This window comes from Amycolatopsis sp. NPDC005961 (assembly GCF_040629235.1).
Lineage (GTDB): Bacteria > Actinomycetota > Actinomycetes > Mycobacteriales > Pseudonocardiaceae > Amycolatopsis > Amycolatopsis camponoti.
On sequence record NZ_JBEXVF010000126.1, the window covers coordinates 1 to 15217 of the forward strand.

The 15217-nt window shown below is 67.4% G+C and carries 15 protein-coding genes and 1 pseudogene; 10 read left to right on the forward strand and 6 right to left on the reverse strand.

What is annotated here, in order from left to right:
* Positions 1-486, forward strand: a pseudogene (locus tag ABZ342_RS47720) (glycosyltransferase family 2 protein); the annotation flags it as partial.
* Positions 487-501: 15 nt separating this feature from the next.
* On the opposite strand, the gene ABZ342_RS47725 reads toward ABZ342_RS47720, so the two are convergent.
* Positions 502-1218 (reverse strand): hypothetical protein, encoded by a 717-nt coding sequence (locus ABZ342_RS47725; RefSeq protein WP_360488417.1) that lies wholly within the window; start codon positions 1216-1218, stop codon positions 502-504.
* A 103-nt stretch (positions 1219-1321) separates the two neighbouring features.
* Entirely contained in the window at positions 1322-1963 is a 642-nt protein-coding gene (locus tag ABZ342_RS47730; RefSeq protein WP_360488420.1) for a TetR/AcrR family transcriptional regulator, read from the reverse strand.
* 88 nt (positions 1964-2051) lie between these two features.
* Between ABZ342_RS47730 and ABZ342_RS47735 the strand changes: the two genes are divergently transcribed.
* The 3 genes from ABZ342_RS47735 to ABZ342_RS47745 are packed head-to-tail and all read left to right on the forward strand — an operon-like array spanning position 2052 to position 4655.
* Entirely contained in the window at positions 2052-2801 is a 750-nt protein-coding gene (locus ABZ342_RS47735) for an SDR family oxidoreductase (protein ID WP_360488423.1), read from the forward strand.
* Between the two features lie 37 nt (positions 2802-2838).
* The gene (locus tag ABZ342_RS47740; protein ID WP_360488426.1) at positions 2839-3750 is read left to right on the forward strand and encodes an alpha/beta hydrolase; all 912 of its coding nucleotides are present in this window, start codon (positions 2839-2841) and stop codon (positions 3748-3750) included.
* Positions 3747-4655 carry an NAD-dependent epimerase/dehydratase family protein gene (locus ABZ342_RS47745; RefSeq protein WP_360488429.1) on the forward strand — a complete coding sequence of 303 codons (909 nt, stop codon included), beginning with the start codon at positions 3747-3749 and terminating at the stop codon, positions 4653-4655. Before ABZ342_RS47740 ends, ABZ342_RS47745 begins: the two co-directional genes overlap by 4 nt.
* Before the next feature lie 50 nt (positions 4656-4705).
* Here ABZ342_RS47745 and ABZ342_RS47750 read toward each other — a convergent pair whose 3' ends face one another.
* Positions 4706-7393, reverse strand: a complete 2688-nt coding sequence (locus ABZ342_RS47750; RefSeq protein ID WP_360488432.1) for a tetratricopeptide repeat protein — start codon at positions 7391-7393, stop codon at positions 4706-4708.
* Positions 7394-7567: 174 nt separating this feature from the next.
* Positions 7568-8065, reverse strand: coding sequence for an N-acetyltransferase (locus tag ABZ342_RS47755; protein WP_360488436.1), 498 nt, complete (start codon positions 8063-8065; stop codon positions 7568-7570).
* Positions 8066-8576: 511 nt separating this feature from the next.
* Here ABZ342_RS47755 and ABZ342_RS47760 point away from each other — a divergent pair.
* The 5 genes from ABZ342_RS47760 to ABZ342_RS47780 all read left to right on the forward strand — a co-directional run bounded on the left by ABZ342_RS47760 (position 8577) and on the right by ABZ342_RS47780 (position 13340).
* Entirely contained in the window at positions 8577-9014 is a 438-nt protein-coding gene (locus ABZ342_RS47760; RefSeq protein WP_360488439.1) for a hypothetical protein, read from the forward strand.
* A 226-nt stretch (positions 9015-9240) separates the two neighbouring features.
* Positions 9241-10026: a class I SAM-dependent methyltransferase gene (locus ABZ342_RS47765; protein ID WP_360488442.1), complete on the forward strand. Its 786-nt coding sequence runs from the start codon at positions 9241-9243 to the stop codon at positions 10024-10026.
* Between the two features lie 191 nt (positions 10027-10217).
* Positions 10218-11714, forward strand: a complete 1497-nt coding sequence (locus tag ABZ342_RS47770) for a hypothetical protein (protein WP_360488445.1) — start codon at positions 10218-10220, stop codon at positions 11712-11714.
* The gene (locus ABZ342_RS47775) at positions 11711-13018 is read left to right on the forward strand and encodes a GNAT family N-acetyltransferase (RefSeq protein ID WP_360488448.1); all 1308 of its coding nucleotides are present in this window, start codon (positions 11711-11713) and stop codon (positions 13016-13018) included. The genes ABZ342_RS47770 and ABZ342_RS47775 overlap by 4 nt, the downstream gene beginning before the upstream one ends.
* A gap of 106 nt (positions 13019-13124) precedes the next feature.
* Complete coding sequence (locus ABZ342_RS47780; RefSeq protein ID WP_360488451.1) at positions 13125-13340, forward strand: hypothetical protein; 216 nt, start codon at positions 13125-13127, stop codon at positions 13338-13340.
* Positions 13341-13517: 177 nt separating this feature from the next.
* Here the strand turns inward: ABZ342_RS47780 and ABZ342_RS47785 are convergent, their stop codons facing one another.
* A complete protein-coding gene (locus tag ABZ342_RS47785; RefSeq protein ID WP_360488454.1) occupies positions 13518-13979 on the reverse strand; it encodes a hypothetical protein in 462 nt (153 codons plus the stop codon).
* 100 nt (positions 13980-14079) lie between these two features.
* Between ABZ342_RS47785 and ABZ342_RS47790 the strand changes: the two genes are divergently transcribed.
* On the forward strand, positions 14080-14463 hold the full coding sequence (locus ABZ342_RS47790) for a DUF4279 domain-containing protein (RefSeq protein WP_360488457.1): 384 nt from the start codon (positions 14080-14082) through the stop codon (positions 14461-14463).
* A 76-nt stretch (positions 14464-14539) separates the two neighbouring features.
* Here the strand turns inward: ABZ342_RS47790 and ABZ342_RS47795 are convergent, their stop codons facing one another.
* Positions 14540-14803, reverse strand: a complete 264-nt coding sequence (locus tag ABZ342_RS47795; protein WP_360488460.1) for a hypothetical protein — start codon at positions 14801-14803, stop codon at positions 14540-14542.
* Positions 14804-15217: the final 414 nt, after the last annotated feature.

The following is a 15217-nucleotide window of genomic DNA, read 5'->3' on the forward strand; positions in this document are numbered from 1 at the left end:
GACTTCCTCGAAGGCCCCGAGGTGTTGCGTGACGGCGGGGTCGAGGCGATGAAGGAGATCCGCCGGATCCGCGACCAGTACCCGGAGACCAAGCGGCACAAGGCCACCGACGTCCCGGGCATCGCGTCCAACGACATCGGCATCATCAACAGCGCGCCGCCGCCGAGCCGGACCGTCGTGGTCCTGATCAAGCGGCTGCTCGACCAGACGAGGGGCCGCCACCGGTTCGGTCTCGGCGCCGTCCCCGCGGACGAAGCCCATTGGTGGCACACGTCGCTGTTCACCACCGTCGTGGTCACCGACGCCGGCCAGGACGCCGTCCGCGTCCGGTCCTACGACCGGGCCAAGACCCTGGACCTGGCCAAACGCGGCATCCGCGTGATCCAGCGATTGCGCAAGGAAGGCGCGGCGGTGCAGGAGCAGTACCAGCGCGCCATGCCGGAGCTGACCTCACGCGAGAACTGGGCGCGGCTCTACGACCTCTGATCCCCGCTCGTCCCGTTACTTCAGCACGCTGACCGCGCGGGCGATGACCAGCAAGGACGTCAGCAGCGCCGCGACGCTCTGCACCGCCATCAGCACCTTCGCCCGCGACGACAGCGGCATCGTGTCGGTCGGGCTGAACGCCGTCGAGTTGGTCACCGACACGTACAGGTAGTCCAGCAGGGCCGGCACCCAGTCGGACTTGACGCTGGAACCCTCGGCGACCTCCTCGACGGTGTCGGCGTTCTCGTCCTGGGAGAACCGGAAATCGGCCAGCGGCAGGTCGGCGCGGCCGGACTGGGTGCGCGTCACCGGGCCGCCGCGGTCCAGCTCCCAGTAGGCCAGCCCGAACGCGATCACGTTGGTCAGCCACACCTGCAGCGCACCCAGCAGCAGCGCCTGGCCGCTGTCGGCCGCGCCGGCGACCAGGTCGTGGATCAGCAGCGCCAGCGCGCCCAGGTTGGTGACGCCGATGACCGCGACCAGCGTCAGGGACAGGACACGGGAAAGCCGGGTCTGCCGGGTGACGCGCCGCGGGTTGATCGCGATCAGCGGCACCAGCAGCAGGATCTCCAGCGCGGGCACCACGAACCGGGGAGCGACCAGCAGTTGTTCCGGCAGCGCCAGGTAGAGCGCGATGGCCACGAGCGTCGCGACGGCGGCGGGCAGGCGGGCCTCACCGCGGCGCTGGTGGCGGGGGTGACGGGTACTGGCCGCGACGCGATCGGCGGGCATGACGGCGGCTCCTCGCGCTCGGCCGCGAACCGGCCCCTGGTCATCGGGGCGCCAGCCTAGCCTCCGGCACGGCCATACCCGCTGCCGCGGTGGCCGGCGGCTTTCACCCGCTGCCCGGCGGCCGGGCTCCCGTGGCAAAAGACCGGATGTAGGCCAGCGCGGCGTTCATCGACGCTTCCAACGGCTGGATGTGGCGGATGGTCTGGGAGAGCAGAACTCCGCCCTGCAGCGCCGTCAGCAGTGCGAAAGAGAGCTCGTCGAGGTCGGTGCCGGCGCGCAGTTCGCCGCGATCGCGCATGGCCCGCAGGCCGTTGAGGATCAGGTCCTTCCAGCGCAGGAATCCGTCGGCGATGTCGGTGCGGGATTCCTCGTCGCTGGTGCTCAGTTCGCCCGCGAGGGAGCCGAGGCTGCAGTCGCCGCGGCACTCGTTCTCGAGCTGGCGTTCGATCGCGGCGTCCGCCCAGGCGCGTAGTGCCTCGAAGCTGTCCAGCGCGCCGATACGAGGCTCCCCGGCGTCGAGTGCGGCGTCGGCCTGACGGGTGATCACCGCCCGGATCAGGGCCTGCTTGCTGTCGAAGTAGTGGTACAGCTGCGAACCACTCACTCCCGCGGCGGCGCGGACCTCGTCGATGCCGGTGCCCGCCACGCCGTGCCGGGCGACCAGCTCGGTCGCGGCTTCGATGATCCGGTTCCTGGTGGCCTGCCCCTTCGGGGTCAGGCGTCGTGGCTTCGCCGTCTCGGTCACCACCACAGCGTACCAAGACTGGGTTGCGCCATCCATTTTTTGCCACTACGTTTCTGGATGGAACAACCCAGAAAATGAGGTTCATGCCATGACCACTACCGAGCAGCACGGGCGCACGGCCCTGGTGACCGGCGCGACCGCGGGCATCGGCCGTGCCGTCGCCCTGCACCTGGCGGCCAGCGGGATCGACGTGATCGCCCACGGCCGCGACCCCGAACGCGGCGCCCACCTGGTGAAAGAGATCACCGCGGACGGCGGCACCGCGCGGTTCGTGGCCGCGGACCTGACGAAAGCCGAGGAGGTCCTGGCCCTGGCCGAGGCGGCCGGAGAGATCGACATCCTCGTGAACAACGCCGGGATCTATGCCTTCACCAGCACTCCCGACACCACTGCCGAGAGCTTCGACCGGCAGTTCGCGGTCAACACCCGAGCCCCGTTCCTGCTCGTCGCGGCGCTGGCCTCCGGCATGGCCGCGCGCGGGCACGGATCCATCGTCAACATCACCTCGACCGCCGCCACGTCCCCCGCGCCGATCGGCTCCGCCTACGGCGCTTCGAAAGCCGCTGTCGAACTGCTGACCCGCTCCTGGGCCACCGAGTTCGGCGCGCGCGGCGTCCGCGTCAACGGCGTGTCCCCCGGACCGGTCCGCACCGCGGGAACCACCGCAATGCTCGGCGACGACGTCGAGATGCTCGGCCGGGCCAACCTCCGCGAGCGGATCGGCGAGCCGGACGAGATCGCCCGTGTCGTCGGCTTCCTCGTGAACGCCGACAGCAGCTACATCAACGGCACCGTCATCGTCGCCAACGGCGGGGAGCCCAGCGCCCTGCCCGCCTGACACCCGCCCCGCCCATTCCGAACAGGAGTACCGCCTCATGTCCCCTTCCGGTACCGACCCCGCGTGGTTGCCCCCGGGCTTCGAAATCCGTACCGCACACACCAACGGCGTCCGGTTGTCCGCCGCGGTCGGCGGCAGCGGGCCGCTGCTGGTCCTGGTGCACGGGTGGCCCCAGACGGGCCGCGCGTGGGCGAAAGTCATGCCGGCCCTGGCCGAGCACCACACCGTGCTCGTGCCCGACCTGCGTGGCAGCGGCGCCAGCGAGCGACCGGTCGACGGCTACGCCAAGACCAACCAGGCCGACGACATCCGCGGCCTGATCACCGCGCTCGGCCTGACCGGACCGGCCGTGGTGGTCGGCCACGACATCGGCAGCATGATTGCCTTCGCCTGGGCGCTGCACCGGCCCGAGGACCTCGCCGCGGTCGTGCTGCTCGACGCCTTCCAGCCCGGGGTCGACCTGGAGGAGTCGATGAACGTCGTCACCGGCGGCTCCTGGCACTTCGGCCTCTTCATGACCCCGCACATCCCGGAGATGCTGTTCGACGGTCACGAACTGGAGTTCTTCACGGCGACGTTCACCGCCCTCAGCGCAAAACCGACGTTCACCGACTCCGAACTCGCCTTCTACGCCGAGGCCTATGGCGGACGCGACCGTCTCCGCGGCGGTTTCGGGCACTACCGCACGCTGCTCGACGACGGCCGGGAGAACCGAGCGGCCCTCGCCGAGCATCCGGTGACCGTCCCGGTGCTGTCCATCGGGGGCCGGGAATCCGTCGGCGAGCAGACGACGGAGGCGCTGCGCCCCCACGTCGAGAACCTGACCGGCCTGATCGCCCCCACCGGTCACTTCGTCGCCGAGGAAGCTCCGGACTGGCTCGTCCGAACGCTGCGCACGTACCTCGCCGAAACCATCGAACCCCAACCGAGCGGCGCCACCGTCCCATGAGGATCCTGGTCATCGGCGCCACCGGGTTCGTCGGCGGCGCCGTGGCTCGCCATCTCGGCGGGAAAGGCCACTCCGTCACCGGTTCGGCTCGCTCCGAGGAGGCCGCCGAACGTCTGTCGGCCCAGGGCATCCGCGCACTCCGGGGCGACCTGGACGCCGGCCGGCCGGCGCTCGTGGCCGCCGCGCGGCAAGCCGACGCCGTGGTGTTCGCGGCCCAGTTGGAGCCCGAAGCCGAGCGGGTCGCGGTCGCCGATCTCCTCGGCGCGCTCGAGGGTACCGGGAAAGCCTTCTTGTTCACCTCCGGTACGGGCGTCCTGATACAGCGCACGGCCGGCGCGTGGAGCGAAGACTGTTTCGCCGAGGATGACCCGTTCACGGTGGAACCGCTGGCCGCCGACCGGCTCGCCGTCGAGAACCTGGTCCGCTCCGCGGCCGGCCGAGGGATCCGCTCGATGGTCGTCCGTCCGGGCCTGATCTGGGGGCCGGGTGAGCACGGCCACGTATCGATGGTCTACCAGTCGGTCACGCGCACCGGAACCGCGTGTTACGTGGGCGAAGGTCTCAACACCTACTCCCACGTACACATCGACGACGTCGCCCGGCTGTTCGAACTGGCACTGGCGAAGGGAAGCGAAGGAGCGCTCTACCACGCCGTCGCCGGAGAAATACCCAACCGGTGGATCGCCGAGGCTGTCGCGCGCGACCTCGGTTGCCCCACTCGCAGCCTCACCCTCGACGAAGCGGCGACGGTGTGGGGCGAGTTCGGCGCGCTGATCCTCGCCGCGTCCAGCCGCAGCCGAGCACCGCGCACCCGCCGTGAACTCGGCTGGGCTCCCCAGCACACCGACATGCTCTCGTCGATCGGAGAGCCGCGACTCCGAGACATCGCGACCGCGGCGTCGTGACTCACCCGTTCAGTTCGCGCACAGACGAACCACACGCCCGGCTCGTCAGTTCAGTGCCTCTTGTCCGAAGGTGCGTTCGCCTCGTCTTTCAGCCGGGCGTGGATCTCCGCGGTCTGTGGGGCACCGAGTTCCTCGCAGATCGCCAGTGCCTGACGCCAGCATTCCACCGCCGTGTCGATGTTGCCGAGGATCTTCGCTATGTCACCGATGGAGGTGAGGCTCCTCGCTTCGCTCCAGCGGTCGCCGACCTCACGCCACATCCCGAGCGCCTGCCGGTAGTGCTCTTCGGCCTTGTCGAGTTCGTCGAGGTCCCGGTAGGTGTCCCCGAGGCTTTTGAGGATCTGGGATTCACCGCCCGGGTCGCCGCTCCGACGTCGCAACTGCAGTGCCTGCTGGAGATAGTCGATCGCCTCGACGTACCGTCCGAGACCGCGGCAGGCGTCGCCGAAGCAGTGCAGGGCCACGCTCTCGCCGTGGGTGCTGTCCACTGCGCGAAACAGCGTGAGCGCATCCTGGGAACGGGACAAGGCATCGGTGAACCGCTCCAGTTCCCACAAGGTGATGCTCAGGCTTCCCAGGGTCCACGCCTCGGCGTAACGGTCGCCGAGTTCGCGCCAGATAGCGAGTGCGCGCTCGAAGCTGTCGATCGCGTCGTCGTACCGGCGGAGGTTGCGGTAGGCGATTCCCAGACCCGCGAGCAGCCAGGCGTATCCGCTCCGTTCGGCCTGCTGCTCAGCCGCGGCGAGCCCGATGCGGTAGGCACTGATCCAGTCGACCCACGGAGTCCGCAGCGTGAAGTAGCCCCACAACGCGGTCGGGAGCTGCCAAGCGATGTCCAGGTGCGACTCGGCCGAGGCCTGGCGGGTCGCGGCGACGAGGTTGAGGCGTTCCGCCTCGCACCACTGCCAAGCCCGCCCCTGGCTTTCGAAGGTCAGCGGACGGCAGCCGGCGGGTGGTTCGCCGAGCGGGGCATGTCGTCGAAGTGGTGCGAGTTGACGATCGGCGGCGTCGGCGGAATGCAGGTACCACGTCAGCAGGCGCAGTTTGGCGTCACCGCGGTCGGCTTCGGTTTCGTCCTCGCCGGCGCGTTCCGCGGCGTACAACCGAAGCAGGTCGTGGAGACGGTAGCGGTTGTGGTCGACCTCCTCCACGAGGTGCACGCTGGCGAGAGCGTCGAGGTTGCGCCGAGCCTGCTCGATGGTCAGGTTGGTCAGCGCCGCGGCAGCCGGGATCGAGATGTCCGGCCCCGAGTGCAAGCCGAGCAGGCGGAACACGTGGGAAACGGCCGGCGGCAGCGCCCGGTAGGACCAGGAGAACACGACGCGCACGGCCGTGCTCTCGTCGTCGTCCGCGGCCAGCAGGTCGAGCCGGTCACGTTCGCCGGACAGCTGGCGAGCGAGTTCGGCAAGGGTGAGTCTGGGGTGCGCGGCGACGCGTTCGGCGGCGATGCGCAGCGCGAGCGGAAGGTATGCGCACGCGCGCGTGATCTCGGCAGCCGCGGCACCCTCGGCCGCGACCCGGTCTTCACCGACGATTTGTTCGAGGAGGGAGTACGCCTCCGTCGGGTGAAGCGGATCGAGGGTCAACCGGGCGGCGCCCTCCCGGGCGACCAGACCGGACATCCGCTGGCGGCTGGTGATGAGCACCCGGCACGTGGCCGATCCAGGGAGCAACGGGCGGACTTGCTCTGGTGTGGCGGCGTTGTCGAGAACGATCAGGACACGCCGGTCGGCCAGCAGCGAGCGGTAGAGCGCCGCCTGTCCCTCGAGGTCCGCCGGCATGTTCCGGGTGGTGACACCCAGCGCTCTGAGCACCCGTTCCAGGATCTGCTCGAGCGGTGTGGGCGCGACCGGGTCGTAGCCGTGCAGATCGATGTAGATGTCGCCGTCGGTGAACTGGCTTCTCACCGCGTGTGCCCAGTGAACGGCCAGCGCGGTCTTGCCCATCCCAGCGGCGCCGACGATCAGGAATATCGAGGTCTCTCCGGGCCCGCTCGCCCCGGGCTCGACAAGCAACGAGTCGAGCTTGGCGATGTCGGCGAGGCGGCCGGTGTAGTGGGCGGTGCTCGCCGGGAGATGCCGGGGTACGGGCAGCACACGGCGTTCGGCGCCGGCTGCGGGACTTGGTTGTCTCGCTGCGTCGACGATGTCGCGGTAGGGGTTGTCCGGCAGGGCGATCCACGCCGAAGTGACGGTCTCTTTGGCCGAGACAGTCACATTTCGGTAAGTGCCAGGCTTGGCGGTGATGCTGTGCCGCACCACCTCGTCGAAGAACCAGTGCGACGTGATGAGTGCGAGGATGCCCCGCGACCCCGCCAGAGCGGCCCTCAACTCGGAAGAGTTCACGAGGCGAAACGTCAGGTTCACGGACGCGGCTGTGACGCCGTGGTCGTCGTAGTTGATTTCTCCCGCGTGCACCGCGAGTCGCAACCTGATGCGGGCTTCGGGCCCGTGCAGGCGGTTGTGCTCCGCGAATGCGTCCACCACCCGGGCGGGAAGTGACTCCACGAAGAGGCTTTTCGGCACTTCCGGCGGCGCGAGAACGAAGACGCCGTCACCGCGGTCTTCCTTTTCACAGGATTCCCAAGGGATGCCGGCTCTGTCGAAAGAGGTCCGCAGGCAGCTGTAGAGCCCGCGCCGGACCTCGAGCTGGTGGTGATTCGTCCGTTGCCACGCGCCGAACCCCTCGACGTCGACGACGACGATCGTACGGTGAACCGCTGCCGTCGATTTCGTCATCACCCTGCCCCCGCCGGTCCCACCCGAGATCACCGTTCGGACAATGATGAACGTGGTTCACACTCCGACGGGCTGTTCTCACTCGAATGGCCGCTTCCCGCTGGACAAAACAAGGACCACACAACGATGCGAGGAACTTCAGCGGGGCGCGATCCAGCTACCGCTTCGGATGTGTCACGAGACGGGCGGCAGCGCGAGCCAGTCCTGCCAGGCGATGTCGCGCCCCAGAAAGCGGGGCCGCCGGAAGGGCCAGTCGGCGGCGATCCACTGCGGTACCAGCGCGTCGAGTGCGTGCTCCACTTCGCTACCGACGAGGTCGTCCACCACCCACCAGGCCACCTCGCCGTCGGAACCGGTGCGCTCGGGCGGGTCGATGTACACGCAGCCGAGGATCGCGGTCTCCTCTTCGTCCAGCAGCGCGTAGTTGAACGACTGATGCGCGGCTATCTCCTTCTCGTGCCGCAACAGGTCGAGCCGGTCCTCCTCGAACGTCATCGACTCCTTGGGCCACGACCAGGCCGGACCGAAGATTCCCCACAACCGCTCCCGAGAGCCCATCACAGCCGGGTAATCGAGAGCAGTGTCCGCCTCCCGGATCGGCCGCAGATGAAGCCCGGTGTCGGGCACGGGAGTGTAGACGGGGTGGACGAAATCGTCGGGCAGCCAGCTCATAGCTGCCGAGGCTACACAACTGGTCGCCGTGATATCCGCGAGATCATCCCGAACCCGCTCAGGCCGCCGAGGGCGAGTGCCAACGGCCCACTTCGGCAGCTCAGCCTGCGAGCGTGGAACCCAGCCGATGCCAAGAATGACTGTACGGCGAGCTGCTCGTTACCTGCCATAGCACTGAACCAGCCGACGCCGAACGCGGTCGAGCAGGGTATCCAGGTCGTCCTCGACTCGCGACCCGTTTGCCGCCACACTCACCGCGTGTTACGCGGACACCTTCGGCAAGGCCTGGGCAAAGACGTCGGCGCAAGCGTTTTCGGGCCGCCGGGCAACCGTGGCGGCCTTGCCGGCGTGCTGGAGGCATGACGTCGTCGAGGTCCTGCCTGCCCGAGGCGGCCTTGCCGATCGTGGTCGGCAGCCTGCTGGGACAGTGACACACGATCTTGTCCGGAACAGGAATCAATGATCATCCGGGAAGCATCTCGGCTTCACCGGCGATGCAGGAGGGACGCCGATGAGACCTGGCGAAGGGATCGCCCTGCTGGTGTTCGGGGCTCTTGCCGTGGTGATGCTGATCATCAGGTTTCGCTGGCCGGAGAAATTCCAAGGTTTCGGTCGGGTCCCGCCGCCGAACCCGGCTCACGCACGTCAGTTCGCCGCGCTGCGAGACGAGGACTACGACCTCGTCCTTCGGGGCGGAGCCTCGGTGAACCACCTCAACGCAACGTGGCCATACGCCAGCCTGCTGGTCAGCCGCAGCCAAATCGAACTGCGCGTCCGCCGCGTCGAACCGATCCGGATCACTCGCGCCGAGGTCATCGGACTGTCGTGGGTGGGCCTCCCGTTCGGCCGTGGCCTCAAATTCCGAACCGCGTCGGGCCGGTTGGACAAGGTGACCGTCTGGCCCCCGAGAAATGCGGAGAAGCAGCTGGCCGACCTCGGCTGGCGCTAAGGCGGTCGGCGATGATGCCGAGGTGACGGAGACCGAGGACGCACCGGGCTGGGACGCCATTGACGCGGCATGCTCGAGACCTCCACCGCGGCGGTGCTCACTGATCTGGCCGAGAGCAACCCCTTGTACATCACCGACCCGCACCGTCAGGGCTGACCTCACCTCTCGGAGGAACACCGACAAATCCGCGTCCGCTCATGCCGACGAGCGGCAATAGGCTGACTGGATGGGACCAGAAGGTCAGCACCTCCATGCCTCGTCCTTCGGCGCCGCGGCAGGTGCCTACGCCGAGCACCGTCCGGACTACGCGTCGGCTGCGGTGCGGTGGGCGCTGGAGCCCGCGCCCGGATCGCGGGTGCTGGACCTCGGGGCCGGAACCGGCAAGCTGACCAGCACGCTGGTTGCGCTGGACACCGATGTCATCGCGGTGGAACCCGACCCGGCGATGCTGACCGAGCTACGCCGCGCATTGCGGGCTGTCCGCGCGCTTGCGGGTAGTGCCGAGGCGATACCGCTGCCGGACGCGTCCGTCGATGCCGTGCTGGCCGGCAACGCCATGCACTGGTTCGACATGGCCGTGGCGGCGACCGAGATAGCCAGGGTTCTCGCACCCGGTGGCGTGCTGGCCGGTCTCTGGAACGTCATGGACGACCGGGTCGACTGGGTTGCCGGTCTCGCGCGGTTCAGCGGCAGCGCGGTCATCGGCCCGCGTGACACGCTCCGCAGCTGGCGCGCGGCGACGGCCGGCTTGCCCCTCGGCACCGGCCCGGGTGTCGGGTTCGGCTCCCTGGAGCAGGCCGAGTTCCCGCACAGGCAGCGTCGCACCGCCGACTCCCTCGTCGCGACGCTCGCCACCCGTACGGGTGTGCTGGTCATGGCCGAGCAGGAACGAGAGGTCACGCTGAGCCGAATCCGGACTTTCCTCGCGAGCAGGCCCGAAACCGCCGACGGCGAGTTCGCCCTCCCGATGCTGACCGGCGTACTGCGCGTCCAACACCTGTTCCTTTCGTGAAGTGCGAGACGAGACGGCAGCTGCGAGAGCGGTCATCAGTTCAAGATTTTGTAACAACGGACACAGTCATCACGATGCTTGAGCATGAGCAGACCAAGCCTGGCCTGCCCGCGGCGCACGCGCACCATTCGGGTCGCCTTGTCCCAGGGAAGCCGTTGTCTCCGAGCAGGCTCATAGGTTGTGGGGAATAAATGGAGATCGTCGACACGCTGTTCCAGGTCGGGCTGCCCACACTCGCCGGTCTCTTCGTCTTCTTGGCATACCTCAGACCCACGATCCGTCTGCTCAACCGCACGATCCATCGAAGGTTCAAGATCACCCGGCTTGTTCGGGCCACCTGGATGGTGCTGACATTCCTCAGCTACGGCCGCTCGCGCACGGAGCTCTACCGGGCGGCTTGCATGCGGGTCGAGGCCGAGTTGCTGCATCCCCGGCCGGAACGACCCGACCGCTGGGAGTACCGGCGCCGCTCCGATTTTCGCTTGGACCTGGAGGACTACCGGAAATCGCTGCGGGAATGGCATCGCAAGATCGACTTGCTGGCCGACAACCTGATGAGGAAGTCCGACAAGAACAAGATAGTCGTGGATACCTGCTTCGCAATATCGGACGTACAAGATGAAATCATGGGCTACTTCCGGGTCCGACTCGCCGAAAACGCCAAGGTCGACGCAAACCCGGAAGTCTTCATGTCCGAGGTACACGTACAGGAAGCCTTCGTGGCACCCTTGCAGTTGCTTTCCGGACTGCTGGGAAAATACGACGAAGACTGGCCCAAACTCATCGAAGGCCACCGCGCGACCGTCGACGAACTCGACGACAGCCTCGGAGATATCCGCAGTTTTCAGGCCTTTTTGTTCACGTGCTGGCTGACCTGGGGTCCGAGCATCCCGTTCGGTACGTGCAAGCGCTGGGGAGGCCACAATGTCATGCAACTCGGCTACGGAGACGAGAGCAATTCGATTTCGCTCGCCGTTCGAAGCGCCGACGAACCCCATCCGCCTCGGGTAGCCCGCGGCGGGCACGTGGTCCTTGCCGAAGGCTGGCAGGTCACCGGTGTGATCAAGACGACGGCCGCACTCGATCGGCTGAAGCTGTGCAGCGCGCAGACCGAGGTACTGCGCGGCGAACAGAACCAGCTCATGCTGGAGGCGAGCGCACCGATCAACGCACCGAGTGAGGCAGAGAGCATCTACTACTCCGCCTACATATGGGTCATCATCGTTCTCTGCGACGCCGATGGGCGGCCGAGGCACAGCGAACCGTGGAAGAACATGCTGACGTTCTTCGAGCACGGCAACGTGGCCGACGACTCCACATACCTGATGCTCAAGCGGCAGTTGGCCAGCAAGGTGCGCACATCCCTGGAGTCGATCTTGCACGAGCACCCCGATCTGATCCTGAGCTTCGCCTGCGCGATCGACGAATGTGGCTGTGGTGAGCCGATCAGGTACCCTGCCCCGCCCGGCGAGTCCATGCGCGAGCTGCTGTTCGCCGAGTCCTGGCTGACCCGGCTGGACGCCGAGGGCCGCCGGGACCGAATGCGTACTGCTCTCACTGGTAAGGCCCGCGTCGCGCATGCGGCCTGCAAGCTCCCGAACACCGTGTCCGGCTACCAGAAGGACCAGGTGAGCAGGACGGGTCCCCAGCCGATCGATCGGCGATACCCGGAGGTGCTGGTCGGTTGATCCGCTTCCACGACCTCACCGCCACCGACGCCGACATCGCCGTGCTCACTGTCTTTTACCAGGACCACTACGCCGCCGAGTTTCCCGACCCCGACGAGCGGGAATCGCTGGCCAACATGATCGAGTACCTGCGGCTGCGCGAACAGGGCTGGTACGGGCACAACAATTACCACATCATTCTCGCGTCGATTAATGGTGTCACGGTGGGCTGTTCGGTAGTGGATTATTTCGCCGAACCCAATGCGGGAATGATCGAGTTCCTGATGGTGGTTCCCGCGTTCCGCAACGCGGGCGTGGGACGGGCCATCCTCGCCGAGACCGAACGCGTCCTCGAATCGGATGCCACGGCCGGGGCCGGCGCACCGCTCGCCCACGTGTTCGCCGAGATCAACGACCCCTTCGTGCCGACAGGGACGCCGGACAACCTCGACCCGGCCGATCGCGCGCTGGTCTGGGACCGGTGGGGCTTCCGCGGTTTGGACCTGCCCTACGTCCAGCCGGCGTTGTCCGAAACCCAGGAACCGGTCACCAACCTGCTGCTCATCTGCAAGACGTTCGGCGAGCCGTGCACGCCGCGGACGGTGCGCTCGGCCGTGGCCGACTACGTCCGCTGGGCCATGCGCGTGGAGGATCCGGAGCGCTGCCCCGAGTTCCAGGCGCTCGCGGCTCACCTGGCCACGCTCGGATCCGTCGGAATGTTCTCCCTCGCGCGCTACGTAGGACGTCCGATCCCGCACGCGCGGCCACTGACCGCGCCGACGGACCCCGACTGGGCCGCCGCAATGGCTCTCTACCGCACGGCCTTCGGTACCACGGAGTACGGCATCCCCGAGTCGGAGTTCACCCAAGAATACCCGGTACCCCTGCATTTCTGGACACTACGACGCACACCCACTTCCGCGGTCGCCGGCCTGGTCACGTTCTTCATCCTGACCACCGCAGGATTCGGCGGCTACGGGCTGTTCACCGACGACCTGCGCGGCATCGGCGCCCTGCGCCCGACGATCGCCCAGGTCGAGCTCCAGATGCTCGCCGACCGCCCCACCACCCGAGGCTGGTACATCGAAGTGGCACCGAAGACCAACCCGGCCCCGTTCCGGGCTGTCGGCTTCATCGAACTTCCCATCCGCTACACCGTCCCGTCCCCAAACGGGGACGAACTGCCCGCCACGCTCATGTACAAACCGATCGGCCGCCACTATTCACCAGCGCTCCCGACCAAGTCCGAAGTGAAGGTCGCTGTTCGAGAGATCAGGGAAGTCGTCTACGGCTTTCAGCCCGGCGAACCTATACATCGCCCCTGAAGTAGCATCGCCGGAGGGCGACAGGTTTCGGTGATGGGCGCGGGGAAGATGACACAGACGAGCTTGCCCGTACGATCTGCCGGACTCCTCCGCGCGCCTCGACCTGGTGCGGCTGGCCGTCATCGTGGCGCTGGAGCGCAACACCAAGAGCGTCCGGGTAGTACCGGTCACCGCCTGCTACTGGAACCGGATCGGCACCGAGTGGCTGATCTCGCGGTCCGAGCCGGCTCGCGGATTCACGTTCTGCGACGGCAAGGATCAGCCGCCCGACCGCACGATGACGTTGGCCGCCGGCGACGGCGGGTCCGTGCGCGTAGGTTGACGGCGCGCGGACCGAAGTCCACCCGCCATCCGAGGAAGAGTGCCTTCGGTTGCTGGATTCTACCGCGAGCGAGCCACGAACCGCTGAGACCTGTCGCTGCCGCTGACCGAGTGCGAGTTCGTTGGTGGCGACGCACTCACCAACCCGACGCCGGTGGTCGCCGGAAAGCAAGCGCGCTCATCTCGAGGGCTGCGGCAGGAGCGCCCTGGCCGCGTCGACCAAGTCGATCTCAGCGGCGCGGACCTGCGGAGCCGAGGTCAGATCCACCATTTCCTGCCAGTAGTAGCCCAGATACGCGAAGCGGAACTCATCCCCGGTCATCCACTCTTCCCCCGGCACGATCTTGCGCGCGAGCCCAGCAACCGAGAGCCTGCCCTGGACCAGCTCCTCGGCCAGTCGACCCAGCCACCACCGAGCTGCCTCCCGCCAATCGGGGATCGTGACATCCAGCTCGCCCAATGCGTCCCGGTAGAGATCCTCGATCTCCGTCGTGGCTGAATCCCTGGCGAGCCCCGCCAGCTCCCGCAATGCCGGCGAGTCAACACCCCGCACCAACGCCTCCGCCGCGGCCATGGGCAGGTCTTCCGGGTACACCATGCCCGCAGCGTGCCGCCACACCACATCACGCAGAACGTCCACGCCCTCACCTTGCCCAAGCAAGCCCAGCCTCGCACCCCGATTTTGCATATTTGTCTCGCGGTAGAGCGCCTGTCGCGCCATGATGCCGGGATGCGGACAGGTGACGTTTCGGCTCGCCGGCGATCACGGCGGAAGCGCGGCGGCCGTGACTCGACTCCTCGAGCTGGAGCCATCGCAGGCATTCGAAGCCGGAGCCCGGGTAGGACGCCGTTCGAGTGCCACCCGCCGGGGATCGCTGTGGCTGCTGTCGTCGGAGCTGCCACCCGGCAGCGAGCTCGCCGATCATCTTCACTGGCTTCTCGACCAGCTCGAGCCGAAGACTGACGCCCTATGGCAGCTGACCGATCAGGGATATGTGGCCGACTGGTTCTGCCTGGCGGCATCACAAGCGACCGAACACGCCATCGAACTCGACCAGCAGCTTCTTCGCCGGCTGCTCGCATTGCCGGGTGACCTGCTCCTGGACGTCATGGGCGACGACTGACGCCAACGTCCGGTCATGCCGAGGAGCGTGCGTAGGGAATGCCGCATCCGGTCCAGCTCGGACTGTGCTGCCGGAACTACCCGGCAGGTTCATCGGGGCGACTCAGGACGTCCCGAAAGTTGCCACTCTGGTAGAGGCCCGCCAGCGCGATGACCATGTGATCCAAGCCGGACTCACCGACGATCAAGCCGTCGGAGCACCAGAAGTAACCGCCCCCGCCGTACTGTCCCGTCTCAGCCCATTTCGACATAAGACGTTCAACCTCGGCCGGCGTGAAGATCGTCGCGCTCCAGCGAGAGCCGTCAGGCAAGCGAACTTCGGCATCGACGTTCTCCACCACCTCGATTCGTTCGCCACCCCGACCATGAACGTCACATCGAAGACCGAGGTCCGGACTCGGAAGAACGGCCCGTCCCAGCCTTGAGCGATAACTGCGAACTCCCCACCCTCCGCGAGGAAGAGCCTATCCGGCTGCTGTCCTCTCATGCCGCTGTGCGGACGGCCAGGTCACCGCCGCAGTGTCTGAGATGAATCGCAGACCGAAAAGGCAGCCGAAGAGGTCAGAGCTCCCGGACGTGCAGCAATGACCGAACGTTCAACTGTCGCCGAACCTGATTGCTGCTCAGCGCGTCGACCACCGTCGCGGCACCGGTCCAGGTGGGACTGTTCCAAGATCGGTGTTTCCGGCCCGACACGCCGGGCTGAGGTCCGGCGGGATGGGCACTGTGAGTGATGACATCGGAGCTTGTGAGTC

Coding starts and splice junctions, on each gene's coding strand:
- ABZ342_RS47750 (WP_360488432.1), bottom strand. CDS start 7,393: ATGACGAAATCGACGGCAGCGGTTCACCGTACGATCGTCGTCGTCGAC.
- ABZ342_RS47725 (WP_360488417.1), bottom strand. CDS start 1,218: ATGCCCGCCGATCGCGTCGCGGCCAGTACCCGTCACCCCCGCCACCAG.
- ABZ342_RS47770 (WP_360488445.1), top strand. CDS start 10,218: ATGGAGATCGTCGACACGCTGTTCCAGGTCGGGCTGCCCACACTCGCC.
- ABZ342_RS47755 (WP_360488436.1), bottom strand. CDS start 8,065: ATGAGCTGGCTGCCCGACGATTTCGTCCACCCCGTCTACACTCCCGTG.
- ABZ342_RS47735 (WP_360488423.1), top strand. CDS start 2,052: ATGACCACTACCGAGCAGCACGGGCGCACGGCCCTGGTGACCGGCGCG.
- ABZ342_RS47740 (WP_360488426.1), top strand. CDS start 2,839: ATGTCCCCTTCCGGTACCGACCCCGCGTGGTTGCCCCCGGGCTTCGAA.
- ABZ342_RS47765 (WP_360488442.1), top strand. CDS start 9,241: ATGGGACCAGAAGGTCAGCACCTCCATGCCTCGTCCTTCGGCGCCGCG.
- ABZ342_RS47745 (WP_360488429.1), top strand. CDS start 3,747: ATGAGGATCCTGGTCATCGGCGCCACCGGGTTCGTCGGCGGCGCCGTG.
- ABZ342_RS47760 (WP_360488439.1), top strand. CDS start 8,577: ATGAGACCTGGCGAAGGGATCGCCCTGCTGGTGTTCGGGGCTCTTGCC.